The organism is Candidatus Koribacter versatilis Ellin345 (assembly GCF_000014005.1).
GTDB lineage: Bacteria > Acidobacteriota > Terriglobia > Terriglobales > Acidobacteriaceae > Korobacter > Korobacter versatilis_A.
Genome location: NC_008009.1, coordinates 2,319,212 through 2,334,828 on the forward strand (window position 1 = coordinate 2,319,212; position 15,617 = coordinate 2,334,828).

Here is a 15,617-nt window from a genome sequence, read left to right on the forward strand (position 1 = left end):
GAGATTTGGTAGAGCAGTCCGATGAGAGTCAGAGCCGCGATGCAGTCAGGCGCTCCTCCTCGAGGCGCTCATGCTTGGAGCGAGTCGCGATGCGCAGCACCCGCGGATGCTCGAGCCGTTCCCAATCCGCGTATTGCATGCGCATCAGTTCCCGATGGGAACCGGCGTTGAAGGCGATTTCAGGATCCTCCTCAAGTTTGCTGTCGACGTAGACGTTGAGTCCGTAAAGCGTTCCGAAGGGTGGCATGGCGCCGAGCTCACAGTCGGGGAACACGTTCTGGAACTCTACTTCGGTCACCAGGCGGATTTCGTAGGTACCAAGTTCATCCTCCATTGCTTTCAAATCCAGGTGCCTCGATGCAGGCACCACGGCCATTGCAAGCTGGCCGTCCACTTTCACCATGACGGTCTTGGCGATCTCCTTTCCAGGAATATGCGTGATGGCAGCCGTCGCCGCAGCGGTGAAGGCGCGCGAGTGGCTGATGAGGACATAGCGAATGTCGTTTTTGTCGAGGAAAGCTTTCAAGCGTTGGACTGGCATACAGCCTCCTTGAGAGGTTGGCTGGACCCTGCGTGAGAACGACGTGAAAAGATCGGTCGCTCCGCACGGAGGAGGGCCTCGGCGTGGATCGACTGAGATGAATATGAGGCTGCGCGCTGAAGATGGCCGAAGAGATTCGAGAGTAGGTACCGGATTGGGAAGGCGCCACTTGTGAGGAAGATGCGGAAAGTTCGTCTGGTTTTCGTTTCGACACGAAGCAAAGCGCTACACTAGCTCCCCGACTGCTTCAGGATCGTGTCTACACCAACCAATTCGGGAGGCGATCATGTTCTCACTACGTCGCATTGCAATACTCGCCCTGTGCACTCTGTTTGTTTTGCCTGCGTTCGGGGAAGAGAAGTTCACGACCGAGTTGATTCCGCGCTCGGTGTTGTTCGGCAACCCAGAACGGGCCGATCCGCAAATCTCGCCGGACGGGAAACAGCTTGCGTATCTCGCGCCGGTGAATGGCGTACTGAATGTGTGGGTGCGTACGCTCGGCAAGACTGACGATCGTGCCGTGACCAGCGACACCAATCGCGGCATCCGAAATTTCATTTGGCAATACGATGACCAACACCTTCTCTATCTTCAGGACGCGGGAGGCGACGAGAACTGGCGCCTCTATCAAACTGATATCGCCACCAAGCAGACGAAAGATCTCACTCCGTTCGACAAAGTTCGCGTGGATATCGTCGCCTATTCCTGGAAAACGCCCGACGCGATCCTCGTCCAGATGAACCAACGCGACCCGAAGGTCTTCGACGTGCACCGCGTTGATCTTAAGACCGGCAAGGTGACGCTCGACACGCAGAACCCTGGCGATGTGGCGAGCTGGCAGGCCGACAACTCTCTCGAAGTTCGCGCTGCGCAGGTATCAACCGACGACGGCGGGACCATCATCCGCGTGCGTAACGACGTCAAGTCGCCATGGCGCGACCTGATGAAATGGGGACCCGATGAGACCTTCGGCGGCGTCGGTGGGTTCACGCCCGACAATCGTTCGCTGTGGGTGATGACCAGCCTCGATGCAAACGCCGCGCGTTTGCTGGAGATCGACATCGCCAGTGGCAAGCAGAAGGTGGTTTCGGAAGATCCGCAGTTCGACGTTCGGGCGACGATCAACAATCCTAAGACGAATGCACTCGAAGCCATCAGCTATGCCAAAGACAAAACCGATTACATCTTTGTAGATCCCAAGGTAAAGAGCGACTTCGCCGTGCTTTCCAAGGTGCATGATGGCGAGATCGACAGCCTTTCGCAAAGCCTCGACGACAATCGCTGGATCGTCGGCTACATCAGCGACGACGCTCCTGAGTACTGGTACCTCTACGATCGCCCGACGCAGAAAGCTACGCTGCTCTTCAGCAACCGTCCGCAACTGGAGAAGTACAAGCTCTCGAAGATGCAGCCGATCGAGTACACCGCGCGCGACGGCATGAAACTCTATGGCTACTTGAGCACGCCGGCCGGCATGGAAGCAAAGAACCTGCCGATGGTCGTCTTCGTTCACGGTGGCCCGTGGGGCCGCGACGAGTGGGGGTACAACCGCTACGCGCAGTGGCTCGCCAATCGTGGATATGCAGTGCTACAAGTGAATTTCCGCGGTTCAACCGGCTATGGCAAGAAGTATGTCAATGCTGGAGATCGTCAATGGGCAGGATCGATGCATACCGATCTCCTCGACGGCAAAGACTGGGTTGTGAAGCAGGGCATCGCCGATCCTGCGAAAGTTTGCATTATGGGCGGCAGCTACGGCGGCTATGCAACTCTGGCCGGCGTGACCTTTGCGCCCGATGCATTCGCCTGCGGCGTGGACATCGTTGGTCCGTCGAACCTGAACACGCTATTGAAGACGATTCCGCCTTATTGGTCCACGATATTGTCCACCTTCCACAAACGCATGGGAGATTCGGAAGCGGTGCTCACTTCGCAGTCGCCGCTCTTCAAAGCCGACCAGATCAAGGTGCCGCTGCTGATCGGGCAGGGCAAAAATGATCCCCGCGTAAACGTGGCGGAGAGCAATCAGATCGTGGCCGCTATGCGCAAGAACAATAAGCCGGTGGAATACTACATCTTCCCCGACGAAGGCCACGGCTTCGCCAAACCAACCAACAACATGGCCTTCAATGCGGCGTCAGAGGAGTTCCTCGCCAAATACCTCGGAGGCCGTGCCGAGCCGCCAAGCGAGGCAGAAAGCAAGCTGCTGGCCAGCATCAAGCAGTAACCGACGCCACTGCGTTTGCGACAGGCGTATCCTTTTATCAAGGAAATCGCCTGTTGCTCGCAGTGCGAGGTATCTCATGCCTGACCTCACGTTGAATATCAATGGGAAGGACCTGAAGGTCTCGTCCCCGAATGACGAGCCGCTGCTCTCCGTCCTCCGCAACCGTCTCGATCTCACCGGCACCAAGTACGGATGTGGCGAAGGCCAATGCGGCGCTTGTACTGTGCTCATCAATGGCCGCGCCATGCGCTCGTGTCTCACACCGGTCTCGGCCGCGGTAGGGAAGAAGATTGTTACCGTCGAAGGTCTAGCCGCTGATGGGAAATTGACGAAAGTTCAGCAAGCGTTCGTCGACGAGGAAGCCTTCCAGTGCGCTTACTGCACAAGCGGCATGGTGATGGCTGCAACTGCACTTCTGGCCATAAACGCGAAGCCCAGCGAAGAAGAAATCATCCGCCATATGGAAGGGAATGTCTGCCGCTGCGGAACGTATCCGCGCATCATTGCGGCGATCCAGCGGGCCGCGGGAGGTGCGCGATGACAAGCGACGCGCTCGAACTGGAACTCAAGCAGCACGACGTCAACGACAAGCTGCACTGGTTCGAACTCGACCGGCGCGATTTTTTGCGTGTCTTCGGCGGTGGGATGTTGATTTGCCTCTCGCGCGTTCCGGGAGTCGCGCAAGAGTCGGGGCGTCGCGGGGGCGGTCATGAGCTGCCGAAGGAAGTTTCGGCGTGGCTGCATATCGATGCCGATGGAAAGGTGACGGTCAATACCGGCAAGATCGAGTGCGGACAAAATATTCGTACGTCGCTTGCCCAACAAGTTGCGGAAGAACTACACGTTCCAGTCGACTCGATCGCGATGATCATGGGCGACACCGACCTCGTTCCCTGGGACGCCGGAACATTCGGCAGTCGCTCTACGCCGACCATGGGTCCGCAACTCCGCACCATGGCCGCCGCCGCGAGTGCAGCCCTCATCGACCTCGCCGCGCAAAGATGGGGCCTCTCCGGGGACTTCACCCTTAGCACCCTCGACGGCAAGATCACCAATCCGAGAACCAAGGAAACACTCACCTACGGTGAACTCACGCGAGGCCAGCAAATCTCGCGGACAGTTGAGGGCGATCCGGACCTGACGCCCGCCATTTATTGGCACGTCGCCGGCAAGCCGGAGATTAAGGTCAACGGCCGCGACTTCGTCACCGGCGCGCACAAATACCCGTCTGACATCCAGCGCCCCGGCATGATGTTCGGCAAAGTCCTCCGTCCCTCCGCCTACAAAGCCACGCTCGCCTCGGTGAATACCACAGCTGCCGAGAAAATTTCCGGCGTTAAAGTCGTTCGCGATGGTGATTTCGTCGGCGTGGTTGCGCCCGATGCGCACACCGCTGAGCAAGGTCTTAAGGCGCTCACCGCGAAGTGGAACGAACCGCAAGGGCCATCGAACGCGAACATTTTCGAATATCTCAAGACCAATCTTGATGGCGATCCCGAGGCTGAAGGCAAACCTCTCGACAAGGTGACCGCCAACGTCAACATGGCGCGACGCTATACGCTGCAGTACATCGCGCACGCGCCGCTAGAGCCGCGCGCTGCCGTCGCCGAGTGGAACGGTGACAAGCTCACGGTGTGGACAGGAACCCAACGTCCCTTCGGCGTGAAGGATGAACTCGTCGAGGCATTCCACATTTCGCCGTCGAACGTTCGCGTCATCCAGCCCGACATGGGATCCGGCTACGGTGGAAAGCACACCGGCGATGCTGCTATCGAAGCCGCGCGTCTCGCCAGAGCAGCGGGAAAGCCGGTGCGTGTCGTCTGGACGCGCGAAGAAGAATTCTGCTGGGCCTACTTCCGCCCTGCCGGCGCCATCGAGATTCGCGGCTCTGCGCTCAACGACGGCACGCTCGCTTACTGGGAGCACCACAACTACAATTCCGGCCCCGCCGCCATCGGAACACCCTATGAGTCCCGCGATAAGTCCATCGTTTTTCATCCGGTGAAGTCGCCGCTCCGCCAAGGTTCGTATCGGGGGCTCGCCGCCCCGGGCAACAATTTCGCGCGCGAATCCGTGATGGACGAACTCGCCCACGAGTTGAAAATGGATCCGCTCGCCTTCCGCCTCAAGAACCTGAAGAACGAGCGCCTCATCGCGGTGAGTAACGCCGCCGCCGAAAAATTCGGTTGGGCAAACCGCAGATCAACGCCGGAACTCGGTCAAGGCTTCGCGTGCGGCACTGACAAAGGTGGCTACACCGCCGCATGTGCTGAAGTCGCCATCGATCCGAAGACTAAGAAAGTGAAAGTCCGTCGCGTGGTGCAGGCGTGGGAGAGCGGTGCGGTGATCAATCCCAACGGCCTGCGCAACCAGATCGAAGGCGCGATCGTGCAGGCGATCGGTTGGGCACTCTTCGAGGCGATTCTGTTCTCGAACAGCAAGATTGAGAACCCGCACTTCGCGCAGTACCGGCTGCCACGTTTCAGCGATGCCCCAAAAATCGAAATCGTTTTGCTCGATCGCAAGGACCTGCCATCGGCCGGCGCCGGTGAGACAGGGAACAACGTGCTCGCACCGGCAATTGGCAATGCCATTTTCGCTGCGACCGGCGTTAGACTGCGCCACCTGCCGATGTGTCCGGAGCGCGAGATACCGGGCGTTGAAGCATGGCCGTTCAAGTCCTGATGGGGCGAGTTCCGCGACCCAAGGATTGATTTCGAATAAAATGCCGCCCTCAGGGGTCTCGCGATGAACTTCCGTTACGCGCTACGTCAAGCTATTCGAAGGCCGGCTTTTTCGCTGGCCGTCATTCTTACCGTTGCGCTCGGAGTTGGCGGTGTAACCGCGATCTTCACGATCGTTCATGCGGTATTGCTGAAGCCGCTTGCCTACAGGGATCCGTCTCGCCTAGTGGCCCTCCGCCATGGCGCAACCCCGATGCGATACGAGGAGTTCGCAGCGGGTGCCAGGACTTTGGATTCGCTCGGTGCATATGCCGGAGGGCAGGACGAGTTGTCGCTTACCGGTTACGGCGAGCCGCAGGTCTTGAAGGCGGCGCGCGTCTCGGCAAATTGGCTTGGAGTGGTTGGGGTTTCGCCAATGCTGGGACGAAGCTTCTTCGACTCCGAAGACCGAGAAGGCGGCCCGAACGCTGCGATGATCAGCGCCGAACTCTGGCATCGCGTCTTTCACGATGACAGACATATCCTCGGACAAACCATCGCGCTCGACGGCTCGACCTACGTTGTCATCGGAGTGCTTCCACCGCGTTTTCAATTCCCGATCGAGAAGACCGACATTTGGGTCACGCATCCGGAGCAGTGGCTGCGCATTCCACGGGTGATGCAGCGCAATAGTCCGACCCTGAACCTTTTCGCGCGCCTCAAGCCGGGAGTGGACCTTGCCACCGCCGATGCGGAATTGCAGGTCCTGCAAAAGAATTACATCCAGGCACATCCCGGCATGCTCGACGCGAAGCCCGACACCCCGGTGCACTGGGAGCAGATGAAAGACCTGCTCGTGAGCGACATCGCAGGCAAGCTGTGGATGCTCCTTGGCGCCGTGACGCTCGTGCTATTGCTGGTGTGTTCCAACGTTGCCAGTCTGTTGCTGGTAAGAGCATCGGCTCGGTCTCACGAATTTGCGGTGCGTGCAGCGATCGGCGCCAGCCGCGCGAGGATCGTCGCGCAACTGCTTACTGAGAGCCTGCTGTATTCGTTTGTCGGCGGTGCCTTAGGTCTTCTGCTGGCATGGATCGGCGTGGCATTCCTCAAGCAGCTGCCGGGAATGGATCTGCCACGCTCGGGCGAAATTCAGATCGATTTCTCCGTGCTGGGTTTTGCGCTGTTCCTCTCGCTCGTCACGGGGTTGATATTCGGCCTGATGCCGTCGCTGAGCGCATCGCGCACCGATCTCAATCGTGTGCTGCGGGCCAGCGGCGAAGCCGGCATCGCGTCAGACGGACGCCGTCGTTTTCTGCGCCTCAGCCTTCGCAGCGTTTTCGTGTTAAGCCAGGTTGGAATCTCGGTCGTACTGCTGATCGGCACCGTGCTGTTGATCCGCAGTCTGGCGAATGTATACCGCGTGGATCCGGGATTTGAAAGCGCGCGGGTGGTGACGATGAGTTTGGCGCTCTCACCGCAGCGCTACGATACCGCGGCGAAACAAGTGTCGTTTTACGAGGAGATCGTACGTCGGGTGCAAGCGCTGCCAGGCGTGCAGGGAGCTGCGGTCACGCGTACGGTCCCGATGGCCGGTTTTGCGATGTCGCCCATCCAGGTGGCGGAACGAGAGTTCTTGCCGCTCAACCAGCGGCCGCTTGCAGCGTTGCAGAGTGTGACTCCTGGCTATTTATCAACCATGAGTATTCCGCTCCTCCGCGGGCGCGATATCGGTAACCACGACCGGCAGGACGCGCCACCGATTGCGCTCATCAGCGTGGCACTGGCGAAGCAATTCTGGCCGCAGTATCCCGCGGGGCCAGACCCCATCGGACAGCATCTCGTATTGGGCACCAAGCAGGAGCGGTTCGAGATTGTCGGTATTTGCGGCGACGTCCACCAGGCAGGCCTGGATACGGATGTTGGACCGGAGATGTACACCGCTTTGGCGCAGCAGCCGCCGGTGCCGGCGACGTTCGTCGTGCGTACCGCCAGCGATCCTCTCGCGATGACCGGCGCAATTCGCGCGCAGATCCTGCAGGTTGACCCTGATCAAGCAGTGAGTGACGTTGCCACCATGGGCGCGGTGATCGACGAATCAGAAGGGCAGTTGCGGACCATGATGCGGCTGCTCGCGATATTTGCCTGCGTCGCCATGGTGATTGCCGTCGTGGGCTTGTATGGCTTTACGGCGTATGCGGTGGAGCAGCGGGAGCGGGAGATCGGCATTCGACGCGCATTGGGTGCCAATCGAGTGGATGTGCTCGCGCTCATCTTGCGGCAAACTCTCTTCCTGACCGTTGCCGGTTCGGTCGCTGGCGTCGGTGCGGCGATGTTCCTCAACCGCTTGCTGACGGACATGCTCTTCGAGGTGAAGGGAACCGATGTTCTGACGTATGTGACGGCGGCGCTGCTATTCGTGACCGTGGCGGTGGTAGCAAGTTACGGTGCAGCCAAACGCGCAGCAACCATCGATCCAATCATTGCGATTCGCTCGGCGAACTGAGAGAGCAGTGCTGCTCGTCTACCTCTTCTGCTGGATGAGCCTTGCGGTCATCACGACGCCGTCGCGGTCGTCGCTGAGCTTGATCGGGAAGACCAGCACGTTCCACTGCCAGTAGGCGCTTTTGACGGGGAGGTGCGATGCGCCACGAATGCCACGCCGGTCGATGTAGGTCTCGCGGGTGTCAGCGACCTGGCGGATGATCTCGCGCCATTCGTCACTGATTTGCGGATAGGTGTCGAACAAGTTCTGGCCGGGAAACCAGGAGCGTTTCTTGTCGAGAACGGAAGCGGCGTAATCGTTCACGTATTGCCAATTGCCGTCGCGGTCCATGATCTCAAGGACGACGTCTTCACCCATCGCCATCGCAATGCGCGAATAGAAGAAGTCGCGGGCGTCCACAACCACGGGTTTGCCGCGACGCTTGGCTTCAAAGGAACGCAGGGCGTTCACGAGGTCGTCGACGGAACTGTAACCCTTGAGCAGATGCATGTCGGCGACGCCGCCGAAACGGCGCTCGAGGGTGGCGGAGAGGATGATGATCGGAACTTGTGGGCGCTTCCTGCGCAACGAGTCGGCGACTTCGGTGCCGAACTTGCCATGGCCGAGGTGGTAGTCGAGGACGGCGATGTCGATTTGATCGAGCTTGGCTTCGGCTTCTTCGATCGAGGCCGAGGTGACGACTTCGTAGCCCTTCTGGCGAAGTATCGCAGCACGAAGGACGAGGTTTTCTTCGCTATCGTCGAGCAGCAGCACGCGGATCGGCTTGGGGCCAGACGTGATCGAGACAACGGTATTGGACGACGTGGGTTCGGTCATGGGGGACAGGGCCGAGCGAATCAAAAACTGTACGGCAAGCAGCGCAACCACTCAACGTCTTTTCTGGCAGCTACTCACTTTTCTTGGATGCAAGATTTCGCAGTTCCTTCACAATTTCCGGCAATCTCGTCTGGATTTGCCAGGAACGGATCCACTGCTTGTGGTCGTATGACGGCGAGCCGCCAATGCGTTTGCCGGGCTCGATGTCGTTCTGCACACCGGTTTGGCCGGCCGCGATTACCCCGTCACCAATGTGTAGATGTCCGGCGACCCCGACTTGACCCGCAAGAATTACGTTTTTGCCGACGTGGCTGGAACCGGCGAGTCCAACCTGTGAGCAGAGCAGGGAATGTTCGCCGACGGAGCTGCCGTGGCCGATCATTACGAGGTTGTCGATCTTGGCGTCGGCATAGATGTGAGTCTCGCCGATTGAGGCCCGGTCGACGGTGGAGTTGGCTTGTACTTCAACGTTGTCGTCGAGGATGGTAGTGCCAGATTGGGCGATCTTGTACCAGCCGTCGGTGTCGCGGGCGAAGCCGTAGCCGTCGGCGCCAATTACCACGCCGTTCTGCAGGATGACGTTGTTGCCAATGCGGCAGTGCTCGCGGACAACCGCGTGCGCGTGCGCGAAGAAATTGTCGCCAATAGTCACGCCTTCGTAGATGACGACGTGCGCGCGAAGAACGCAATTCGCGCCGATGGCAACGTTGTCCTCAATCACCACGTAAGGGCCAATCGAAGCGTTCGCGCCCACCTTCGCCGTGGGAGAGATGACCGCGGTGGGGTGAATGCCCGGAGCGTACTTTGGCGCTTGGTAGAAGAGCTCGATCGCCTTCGCGAACGTGAGGTACGGATTCTTGCTGCGGACGAGCGGCGCGCGACCGGCGGTGAAGTCGTCGGAGACGATGATCGCGCCGGCGTGCGTTGTCTTCGCGGCCGCAGCGTAGCGCGGGTTCGAGACGAAGGTGATATCTGTGGGCCCGGCTGCTTCGATGCCGGTGACGGCGGTGATCTCAACCGCGTCAGGGTCGGGACAGTTGTCGAGGGTGCAGCCGAGGCGGCGGGCGATCTCGGAGAGCTTCATAGAATGATTCTACTTGCGGAGGGAAATCGTATTCACCGCAGAGACACAGAGGGGCAGAGGTGAATAGAGTGTGGCTCAAGTTCGCGTTCTAGTTTTCGTAGTAGCCGGACGATGCCGAGGGTGGAAAGAAGCGCTCCGCGATGGCGTCGGCAACCCAGATCGCGATGAAGAAGAATAGGAAATCCCCCAATCCAAGCAATCCGATATTTCCCCGGCTCCGCGGTAAGGGGATCATGGAAAAGAGCGGGATGTGTAGCGCTAGTAACAGAACGACCAAGACCCAAAACCAGAGGTGCTTCCGCAACTCCCACCGAGATCCGACCGCGAGCGCGACACTTCCCAAGATAATGGAGGTCGTCAGTCCCAAGTTTTCTTTCCCCAAGAACAGGGAGAATAAGGACACGGAAAAGACGATCACCACGATGATGAGGTGAAGAGTGTAGTTGGGCCGGCGTTTTGCTTTGGGCGGCTCGTAGTCGAACATGTCCGGCGACATTATTGCCGATTCACCTACAACCGGAAATGGAAGACTTTCTGGACTCGCAGCAGGTCCCGGTCGTCTCCCACGTTCGTTCCTTTCAGTTCCGATAAGTGGGACAGACATCGTGACAAGACACAGGTAAGTTTGCGCATGTGGGGCAGTGGCTCCCTGCGGTAAGCAGCTCTTTCACAACTTACAGACCAACTCGCAAGTTCAATGTTTTGAATATTTTGCCTCTAACCCGTTTATCTTGAATATTTTGCGGATCATGCGTTAGCTAAGTCCCGCGTTTTGAAGATTTTGCAATTTCGCTTGGGGGAGGGGGTACTACTTGGTTATAGGGATATAGACCGAGGAGATCCCCTGGCAGCTATTCCGTAAAAAGCGGTTCTTGCGCGGTTGCGTCCGGCTTGCGCCGCACTTTTTCCCCGATTACGCCGAGGACGGACATCTCGGTCAGCGCGGAGCGGGGGACGAAGATGCGCTGGGTGTTGGAGCGGGTGTCGGGTGGGTTTATGAGGAAGCCGTCGGCGGTGACCTGCATGAGGTCGTTGGGCATCAGACCTTCGATCACGTCGTTGTCGCGGAATTTGAGGCGGACCCAAAGGCCCTCGGCGCGCGGACGGGTCGTGAACGTTTTGCGGGTTAGATCTTCGGAGTCGCTGAAGTCGCGGACGAAGTAGACGCCCTTGATGTCGCGGAGTTCGATCATCACCACGTTGCCGGCCGTGTTCAGAAGCTCGACTTTGCCGTCGGCAATGAAGTGGGTGCCGACGAAGCCGCTAAGGCTGTCGCGATCCAGCTTCCGGACGATGACTTTTTTGTGCGTGGAGGCCATAGTGCTGCGATGCCGGGCACCCCAATAGATTGCGGTACTCCGCCGGTTCGATTTTCGCACCTTTTGCGCGCCTTATCTCCTATCAAATCAACTTTGTAGCCAAATCGTTAACGCTGTGGTATCGTGACGCTGTTGCCGCGTCTTCGGTGCATTTTTACCAAGTAGTGCAGTTTCAACCACTTAGATAGGCAGACCGAGCTCCCCAGGGAGCCAATAAAAGGGAAATTCCCCGACGGAACCGAGTGTCGTACTGTGCACGGCACCGAATAACGAGGCGTGAGTGTACCGCCCGGCAGGGGACGTAAGATCAATGGCTGATTACATTTACGCAATGGAAACCCGGTTCTCGCCTGATCAGCAGAAGGCTGTGAACCTGATAACCGACGTCGCGCGCGCCCACGACATGAATATTTACCTGACGGGCGGGGCGCTCCGAGACCTCCTCACCGGTTTCCCCATCCGCGATATCGACCTGACGGTCCAGGGAAACCCCTTTAAGTTACAGAAAGATTTAGAGAAAGCTGGCGCTGCGGTGCATGGCACCGAGGAGGACAGCAAGACCCTCCACCTGCTGCTGCCAGGAAATGTCCGCGTGGAAGTCAGTATGTCGCGGTCGGCTACCTACGAGAAGCCAGGCAAGCCGCCCAAGGTTGAGCCTGCCACGATTAACGAAGACCTCCGCCGCCGTGACTTTACCGTCAACGCGATGGCGCTCTCGCTGAACCCGGGGTCGAAGGGCTTGCTCGCCGATCCGTTCAACGGCGTCGCGGACATCGAACTCAAAGTCCTGCGGATCCTCCACAACTACGCGTTCTACGAAGAGCCATCGCGGCTTCTGCGTGCCGTGCGTTTCGCTGCGCGGTTCCACTGGCCGTTGGAAGAGCGGACCCAGGCACGGTACGACGCGGCCAAAGAGAACAGCTACATCGAGTACATCAACAAAGACGCGGTTGGCTATGAGTTGGAGCAGGTCGCGCGCGAGGACAATCCGATTGAGATTGTGCGCGCGATGGAGAAGGAAGGCTGGCTGAAGGTACTGCATCCGCATTGGACAGTGGCCAAGCTGGAGTCTCCGGAACTGACGCAGTTGCTGAAGGTGCGCCAGCAGATGCTGGACTTCGGCATCAACGTGGATGCATCGCCGGCGGTCATGTATTTCATGACCAGGAAACTCGGCGACAAGGACATTGCTGACATCCAGAAGCAGATTCCGCGTCGGGACTTCGTGCACTCGTGGAAGCACCTGGACGATGGCGCCAAAGATTTGGCGAAGCGGTTATCGGGGAAGGAAGCGAACACCGTTTCCGGCACCTGGAAGCTGTTGAGTTCGGCGTCGCCAGAGGCGTTGCTCTTCCTTGCAATTATTGGGCGCAATGCGTCGGTACAAGACAAGATCAAGAACTTCTTCGGCAAGTGGCGCCAGGTACGCGAGAAGCTGCCGTTCCCCGAAATGGCGGAACTGCTGATCACGCCGCAGCTGCCCGACTATCCGAAGATTGCGGATGAAGCGTTCCTGATGCTATTGGACGGCAAACTTCGTTCGCACAATGACATCATCAAGTTCCTGAAGCCGTACGCGCCACCACCGCCACCCCCACCGCCTCCGCCCCCGGCAAAGCGCGGACGCAAGGGGGCATTGGCCGCCGCAGCGAAGACTCCGGTTGCCGCTGCGGGTGCGCCAGGCGAACCGGCCAAACGTGGACGAAAGCCGAAGGCGGGAGCCCCGCCAGTTGCCACAGCGCCACCGGCAGCTCCGGTTCCGCCTGCGGCAGTTCCGGCAAAAGCAACGGCGCCAGGTCCAGTAAAAAGTGCGCCAGCCAAAGCGGCTCCGGAAGTGAAGAAAGCGCCAGAGGCCAAAAAGGCCCCTGCGCCCGAGCCAAAGAAAACGGCCAAGCCCGAACCGCCAAAGAAGGCAGTGAAGGTAGCACCGAAGAAGCCTGTTTCGAAGCCGGCCCCTAAGAAAGCAGCGCCGGCGAAGAAAGTGACGAAGGCTCCAGCGAAGAAAAAGAAGTAACGTAGCGACAAGCGAAAAAAGGCGTGCTTACGAGCACGCCTTTCGTCGTTTGCGGTGTCTATAGATTGGCGGGAGGATTTGCAATTTGAGGCGTTGGACTGCATTGCTCGTGGTCGCGGTCTCGATGCTCGCTTGCGCGCAGGCGCCGGTTGATCGGGATCTGCTCACGAAGAAGCTTGTTGCGGCGGCCTCGGCGCGTGCGCAAGTGCACGTGCGCTACACCGGCGAGTACGTGAAGATTGACTATCCCAACGGAGATGTTCCGGCCGATACCGGCGCTTGTACCGACGAGATCATTCGCATCTATCGCGCAGTCGGAATTGATCTACAAAAACAGGTGCACGAGGACATGGCGAAGCACCTCGCCGACTACCCGATGCACGGCAGACGGACCGACACGAACATCGATCACCGCCGCGTGCCAAACCTGATGGTGTTCTACTCGAAGTTCGGCGAACGTCTGAGTACCGCGCGCACAGCGGAATATCTGCCGGGCGACATTGTGGCGTGGAACCTCGATGGCAAGCACACGCACATTGGGATGGTCGTTGATCAGAAGAGCTTGTTCGGGCGCTACAAAGTCCTGCACAACATCGGTGAAGGGCCGCAGATCGAGGATGTGCTCTTTGACTGGAAGATCATTGGGCACTACCGGTATTGGGGAACGTCGCAGACAACCCAGTGAAGCCCACTATGCCGGCTGCTGCTGCGTCATGCAGTGGATGGCGCCGAGACCCCAGATGAAATCGCCGCAATAGATCGGAACAACGCGGCGTGAGGGGAACAACTGCTGAATCGTGGTTAGCGCGGGAAGATCATTGACCGAATTAAACACCGGTACCAGCACGCGTTTGTTGGCGATGTAGAAGTTTGCGTAGCTGGCCGGGAGACGTCGCCCTTCGAACCAAACCGGATCCGGCATTGGCAGTTTGGCAATCTTTAACGGGCGACCATCCTGGTCGGTCATGTGTTGCAGGCGCTTGTAGTTTTCCAGCAGCGGCGCATGGTTCTCGTCGTCGCGGTGGTTCTCGCAGGCAACGACGATGGTGTGCTTATCCACGAAGCGGGCGAGGTCGTCCACGTGGCCGTGGGTGTCGTCGCCGGCAATGCCCTTGTTGAGCCATAGAGTTTTGGTGCAGCCGAGATAATCGGCGAATACCTGTTCGAGTTCATTGCGCGAGAGATCCGGATTGCGCGCCTGAACATCACTCAGCAGGCATTCTTCAGTGGTGAGAATGGCGCCGGCGCCGTTGACGTCGATACTGCCGCCTTCGAGGACGACGCGCTTGGCCTTGCCGTTGACTTCGGTCGTCGGCTGCCAGTTCTCTACATTCAATTCGGTGAGGATCTGCTGCGGGATAGCGTCATCGCGCCGCCAGTCGTTGTATTTCGCCCAGGAGTTGAAACGCCAATCCATGGCGGCGAGTTTCTTGCCGGCTTTCACGAAGATTGGGCCATAGTCGCGGGTCCAGATGCGATTGGTGGGGTAGTGATGGAATTGGATGCTGCCGTCGGAGCCTTCAGCGATAACCTGCGCGCGGGTGAGGAACTTGCGGGCACGCTCCTCGCCGGCTTCGTGGTTGACGAGGATGTTCACGCGCTCGTCGTGTGCGAGGTGGCGGACGATCTCGGCCATCACCCACTCGATGGGTTCGAATTTCCCCGGCCAGTCGCTGCGGTTGTGCGGCCAGGCGATCCACGTCGCGTAATGGGACTCCCACTCGGCAGGCATGCGGTAACCGAGAGCGGCAGGAGAACCGGGGGTGGGCGCGACATTCTTCCATTTCATTAAATTAACTTCTTCCCAAGCGTATTGACCCATGCGCAAAAGTCGTCGGCTAAACCAGGTGGATTTGCCTGCTTCGTCTGGTATAGAACTGCATCGTAGTACTCCAAGTCGTGGATGATCACCGGAACAGGTTTGCCTATTTTGCTCACGAGCACAGGGGAGGCATGCAACTGTTGTACGGCTGCAATCACTTGAGCCATGAACAGGCGGTTGATCTGCTCTCCGAGAGCGATTGTGCGCTCAAAATCGTTGTCCTCGTCGGCCCTGGTGTAGGACAGCCCAGCTTCGTCAATCCAACGTCGTATGAAGTCGGAATCAGAAGAATCTCCGAAGATCACGCGTCGAGACTTAGGCCAGAATGCGTAGTTCCAGGCAGCTTCCTCAGACGATGATGCGGAGAGTCGTCCGCCAGCCTTCACGTTCTTCACCATCACTCTAATCCGTTCGCTGGGAGTTCCGGATTTATCGATACCGATCGGAATGGCCTTCCAGTACTGAAGAGTGTTGTATTCGAAGGTCAGCGTGGGTTTTCGCGGATCGTCTTGATCATCATGAACGCGCGCGGAGACTGCATAGATGTCTGCCGCTATCTGTTCTGGCCAAGCTTGGATCGCATCTCGCATCCGCTCGAATAGAAGTTGGCTAAGCGACGCCATTATCC

At 58.7% G+C, this 15,617-nt stretch carries 13 protein-coding genes; 6 read left to right on the plus strand and 7 right to left on the minus strand.

Annotation, left to right across the window (positions count from 1 at the left end; all coding sequences use genetic code 11):
• Window positions 1-28 precede the first annotated feature (28 nt).
• Window positions 29-541, minus strand: coding sequence for an aminoacyl-tRNA deacylase (locus ACID345_RS09910; RefSeq protein WP_011522731.1), 513 nt, complete (start codon window positions 539-541; stop codon window positions 29-31).
• A 286-nt stretch (window positions 542-827) separates the two neighbouring features.
• On the opposite strand from ACID345_RS09910, the gene ACID345_RS09915 reads away from it, so the two are divergent.
• The 4 genes from ACID345_RS09915 (at window position 828) to ACID345_RS09930 (ending at window position 7,934) form a co-directional block, all read left to right on the plus strand.
• Window positions 828-2,768 (plus strand): S9 family peptidase, encoded by a 1,941-nt coding sequence (locus ACID345_RS09915; protein ID WP_011522732.1) that lies wholly within the window; start codon window positions 828-830, stop codon window positions 2,766-2,768.
• A gap of 76 nt (window positions 2,769-2,844) precedes the next feature.
• Window positions 2,845-3,309 carry a (2Fe-2S)-binding protein gene (locus ACID345_RS09920; protein WP_011522733.1) on the plus strand — a complete coding sequence of 155 codons (465 nt, stop codon included), beginning with the start codon at window positions 2,845-2,847 and terminating at the stop codon, window positions 3,307-3,309.
• Window positions 3,306-5,453, plus strand: a complete 2,148-nt coding sequence (locus ACID345_RS09925) for a xanthine dehydrogenase family protein molybdopterin-binding subunit (RefSeq protein WP_011522734.1) — start codon at window positions 3,306-3,308, stop codon at window positions 5,451-5,453. Before ACID345_RS09920 ends, ACID345_RS09925 begins: the two co-directional genes overlap by 4 nt.
• A 63-nt stretch (window positions 5,454-5,516) precedes the next feature.
• The gene (locus ACID345_RS09930) at window positions 5,517-7,934 is read left to right on the plus strand and encodes an ABC transporter permease (protein ID WP_011522735.1); all 2,418 of its coding nucleotides are present in this window, start codon (window positions 5,517-5,519) and stop codon (window positions 7,932-7,934) included.
• An 18-nt stretch (window positions 7,935-7,952) separates the two neighbouring features.
• Here the strand turns inward: ACID345_RS09930 and ACID345_RS09935 are convergent, their stop codons facing one another.
• From ACID345_RS09935 to ACID345_RS09950, 4 genes are all read right to left on the minus strand, one after another.
• Complete coding sequence (locus tag ACID345_RS09935; RefSeq protein WP_011522736.1) at window positions 7,953-8,750, minus strand: response regulator; 798 nt, start codon at window positions 8,748-8,750, stop codon at window positions 7,953-7,955.
• A gap of 70 nt (window positions 8,751-8,820) precedes the next feature.
• Window positions 8,821-9,834: a UDP-3-O-(3-hydroxymyristoyl)glucosamine N-acyltransferase gene (lpxD, locus tag ACID345_RS09940; RefSeq protein ID WP_011522737.1), complete on the minus strand. Its 1,014-nt coding sequence runs from the start codon at window positions 9,832-9,834 to the stop codon at window positions 8,821-8,823.
• Window positions 9,835-9,922: 88 nt separating this feature from the next.
• Window positions 9,923-10,330, minus strand: a complete 408-nt coding sequence (locus ACID345_RS09945) for a hypothetical protein (protein WP_041855591.1) — start codon at window positions 10,328-10,330, stop codon at window positions 9,923-9,925.
• Between the two features lie 355 nt (window positions 10,331-10,685).
• The gene (locus ACID345_RS09950; RefSeq protein WP_011522738.1) at window positions 10,686-11,153 is read right to left on the minus strand and encodes a DUF6982 domain-containing protein; all 468 of its coding nucleotides are present in this window, start codon (window positions 11,151-11,153) and stop codon (window positions 10,686-10,688) included.
• 310 nt (window positions 11,154-11,463) lie between these two features.
• Here ACID345_RS09950 and ACID345_RS09955 point away from each other — a divergent pair, with 310 nt between their 5' ends.
• Together ACID345_RS09955 and ACID345_RS09960 are read left to right on the plus strand one after the other, a co-directional pair.
• The gene (locus tag ACID345_RS09955; RefSeq protein ID WP_011522739.1) at window positions 11,464-13,167 is read left to right on the plus strand and encodes a polynucleotide adenylyltransferase; all 1,704 of its coding nucleotides are present in this window, start codon (window positions 11,464-11,466) and stop codon (window positions 13,165-13,167) included.
• An 85-nt stretch (window positions 13,168-13,252) separates the two neighbouring features.
• Window positions 13,253-13,852 (plus strand): DUF1287 domain-containing protein, encoded by a 600-nt coding sequence (locus tag ACID345_RS09960; protein WP_011522740.1) that lies wholly within the window; start codon window positions 13,253-13,255, stop codon window positions 13,850-13,852.
• Between the two features lie 6 nt (window positions 13,853-13,858).
• Here ACID345_RS09960 and ACID345_RS09965 read toward each other — a convergent pair whose 3' ends face one another.
• Together ACID345_RS09965 and ACID345_RS09970 are read right to left on the minus strand one after the other, a co-directional pair.
• Window positions 13,859-14,956, minus strand: a complete 1,098-nt coding sequence (locus ACID345_RS09965) for an agmatine deiminase family protein (RefSeq protein ID WP_011522741.1) — start codon at window positions 14,954-14,956, stop codon at window positions 13,859-13,861.
• Window positions 14,956-15,612, minus strand: a complete 657-nt coding sequence (locus tag ACID345_RS09970) for a hypothetical protein (RefSeq protein WP_011522742.1) — start codon at window positions 15,610-15,612, stop codon at window positions 14,956-14,958. Before ACID345_RS09970 ends, ACID345_RS09965 begins: the two co-directional genes overlap by 1 nt.
• Between the last annotated feature and the right edge of the window lie 5 nt (window positions 15,613-15,617).

What these genes read in the sequence shown, in the direction of transcription:
- ACID345_RS09910 (WP_011522731.1), bottom strand. Translation starts at nt 541, where the DNA reads ATGCCAGTCCAACGCTTGAAAGCTTTCCTCGACAAAAACGACATTCGC.
- ACID345_RS09915 (WP_011522732.1), top strand. Translation starts at nt 828, where the DNA reads ATGTTCTCACTACGTCGCATTGCAATACTCGCCCTGTGCACTCTGTTT.
- ACID345_RS09920 (WP_011522733.1), top strand. Translation starts at nt 2,845, where the DNA reads ATGCCTGACCTCACGTTGAATATCAATGGGAAGGACCTGAAGGTCTCG.
- ACID345_RS09925 (WP_011522734.1), top strand. Translation starts at nt 3,306, where the DNA reads ATGACAAGCGACGCGCTCGAACTGGAACTCAAGCAGCACGACGTCAAC.
- ACID345_RS09930 (WP_011522735.1), top strand. Translation starts at nt 5,517, where the DNA reads ATGAACTTCCGTTACGCGCTACGTCAAGCTATTCGAAGGCCGGCTTTT.
- ACID345_RS09935 (WP_011522736.1), bottom strand. Translation starts at nt 8,750, where the DNA reads ATGACCGAACCCACGTCGTCCAATACCGTTGTCTCGATCACGTCTGGC.
- lpxD (WP_011522737.1), bottom strand. Translation starts at nt 9,834, where the DNA reads ATGAAGCTCTCCGAGATCGCCCGCCGCCTCGGCTGCACCCTCGACAAC.
- ACID345_RS09945 (WP_041855591.1), bottom strand. Translation starts at nt 10,330, where the DNA reads ATGTCGCCGGACATGTTCGACTACGAGCCGCCCAAAGCAAAACGCCGG.
- ACID345_RS09950 (WP_011522738.1), bottom strand. Translation starts at nt 11,153, where the DNA reads ATGGCCTCCACGCACAAAAAAGTCATCGTCCGGAAGCTGGATCGCGAC.
- ACID345_RS09955 (WP_011522739.1), top strand. Translation starts at nt 11,464, where the DNA reads ATGGCTGATTACATTTACGCAATGGAAACCCGGTTCTCGCCTGATCAG.
- ACID345_RS09965 (WP_011522741.1), bottom strand. Translation starts at nt 14,956, where the DNA reads ATGAAATGGAAGAATGTCGCGCCCACCCCCGGTTCTCCTGCCGCTCTC.
- ACID345_RS09970 (WP_011522742.1), bottom strand. Translation starts at nt 15,612, where the DNA reads ATGGCGTCGCTTAGCCAACTTCTATTCGAGCGGATGCGAGATGCGATC.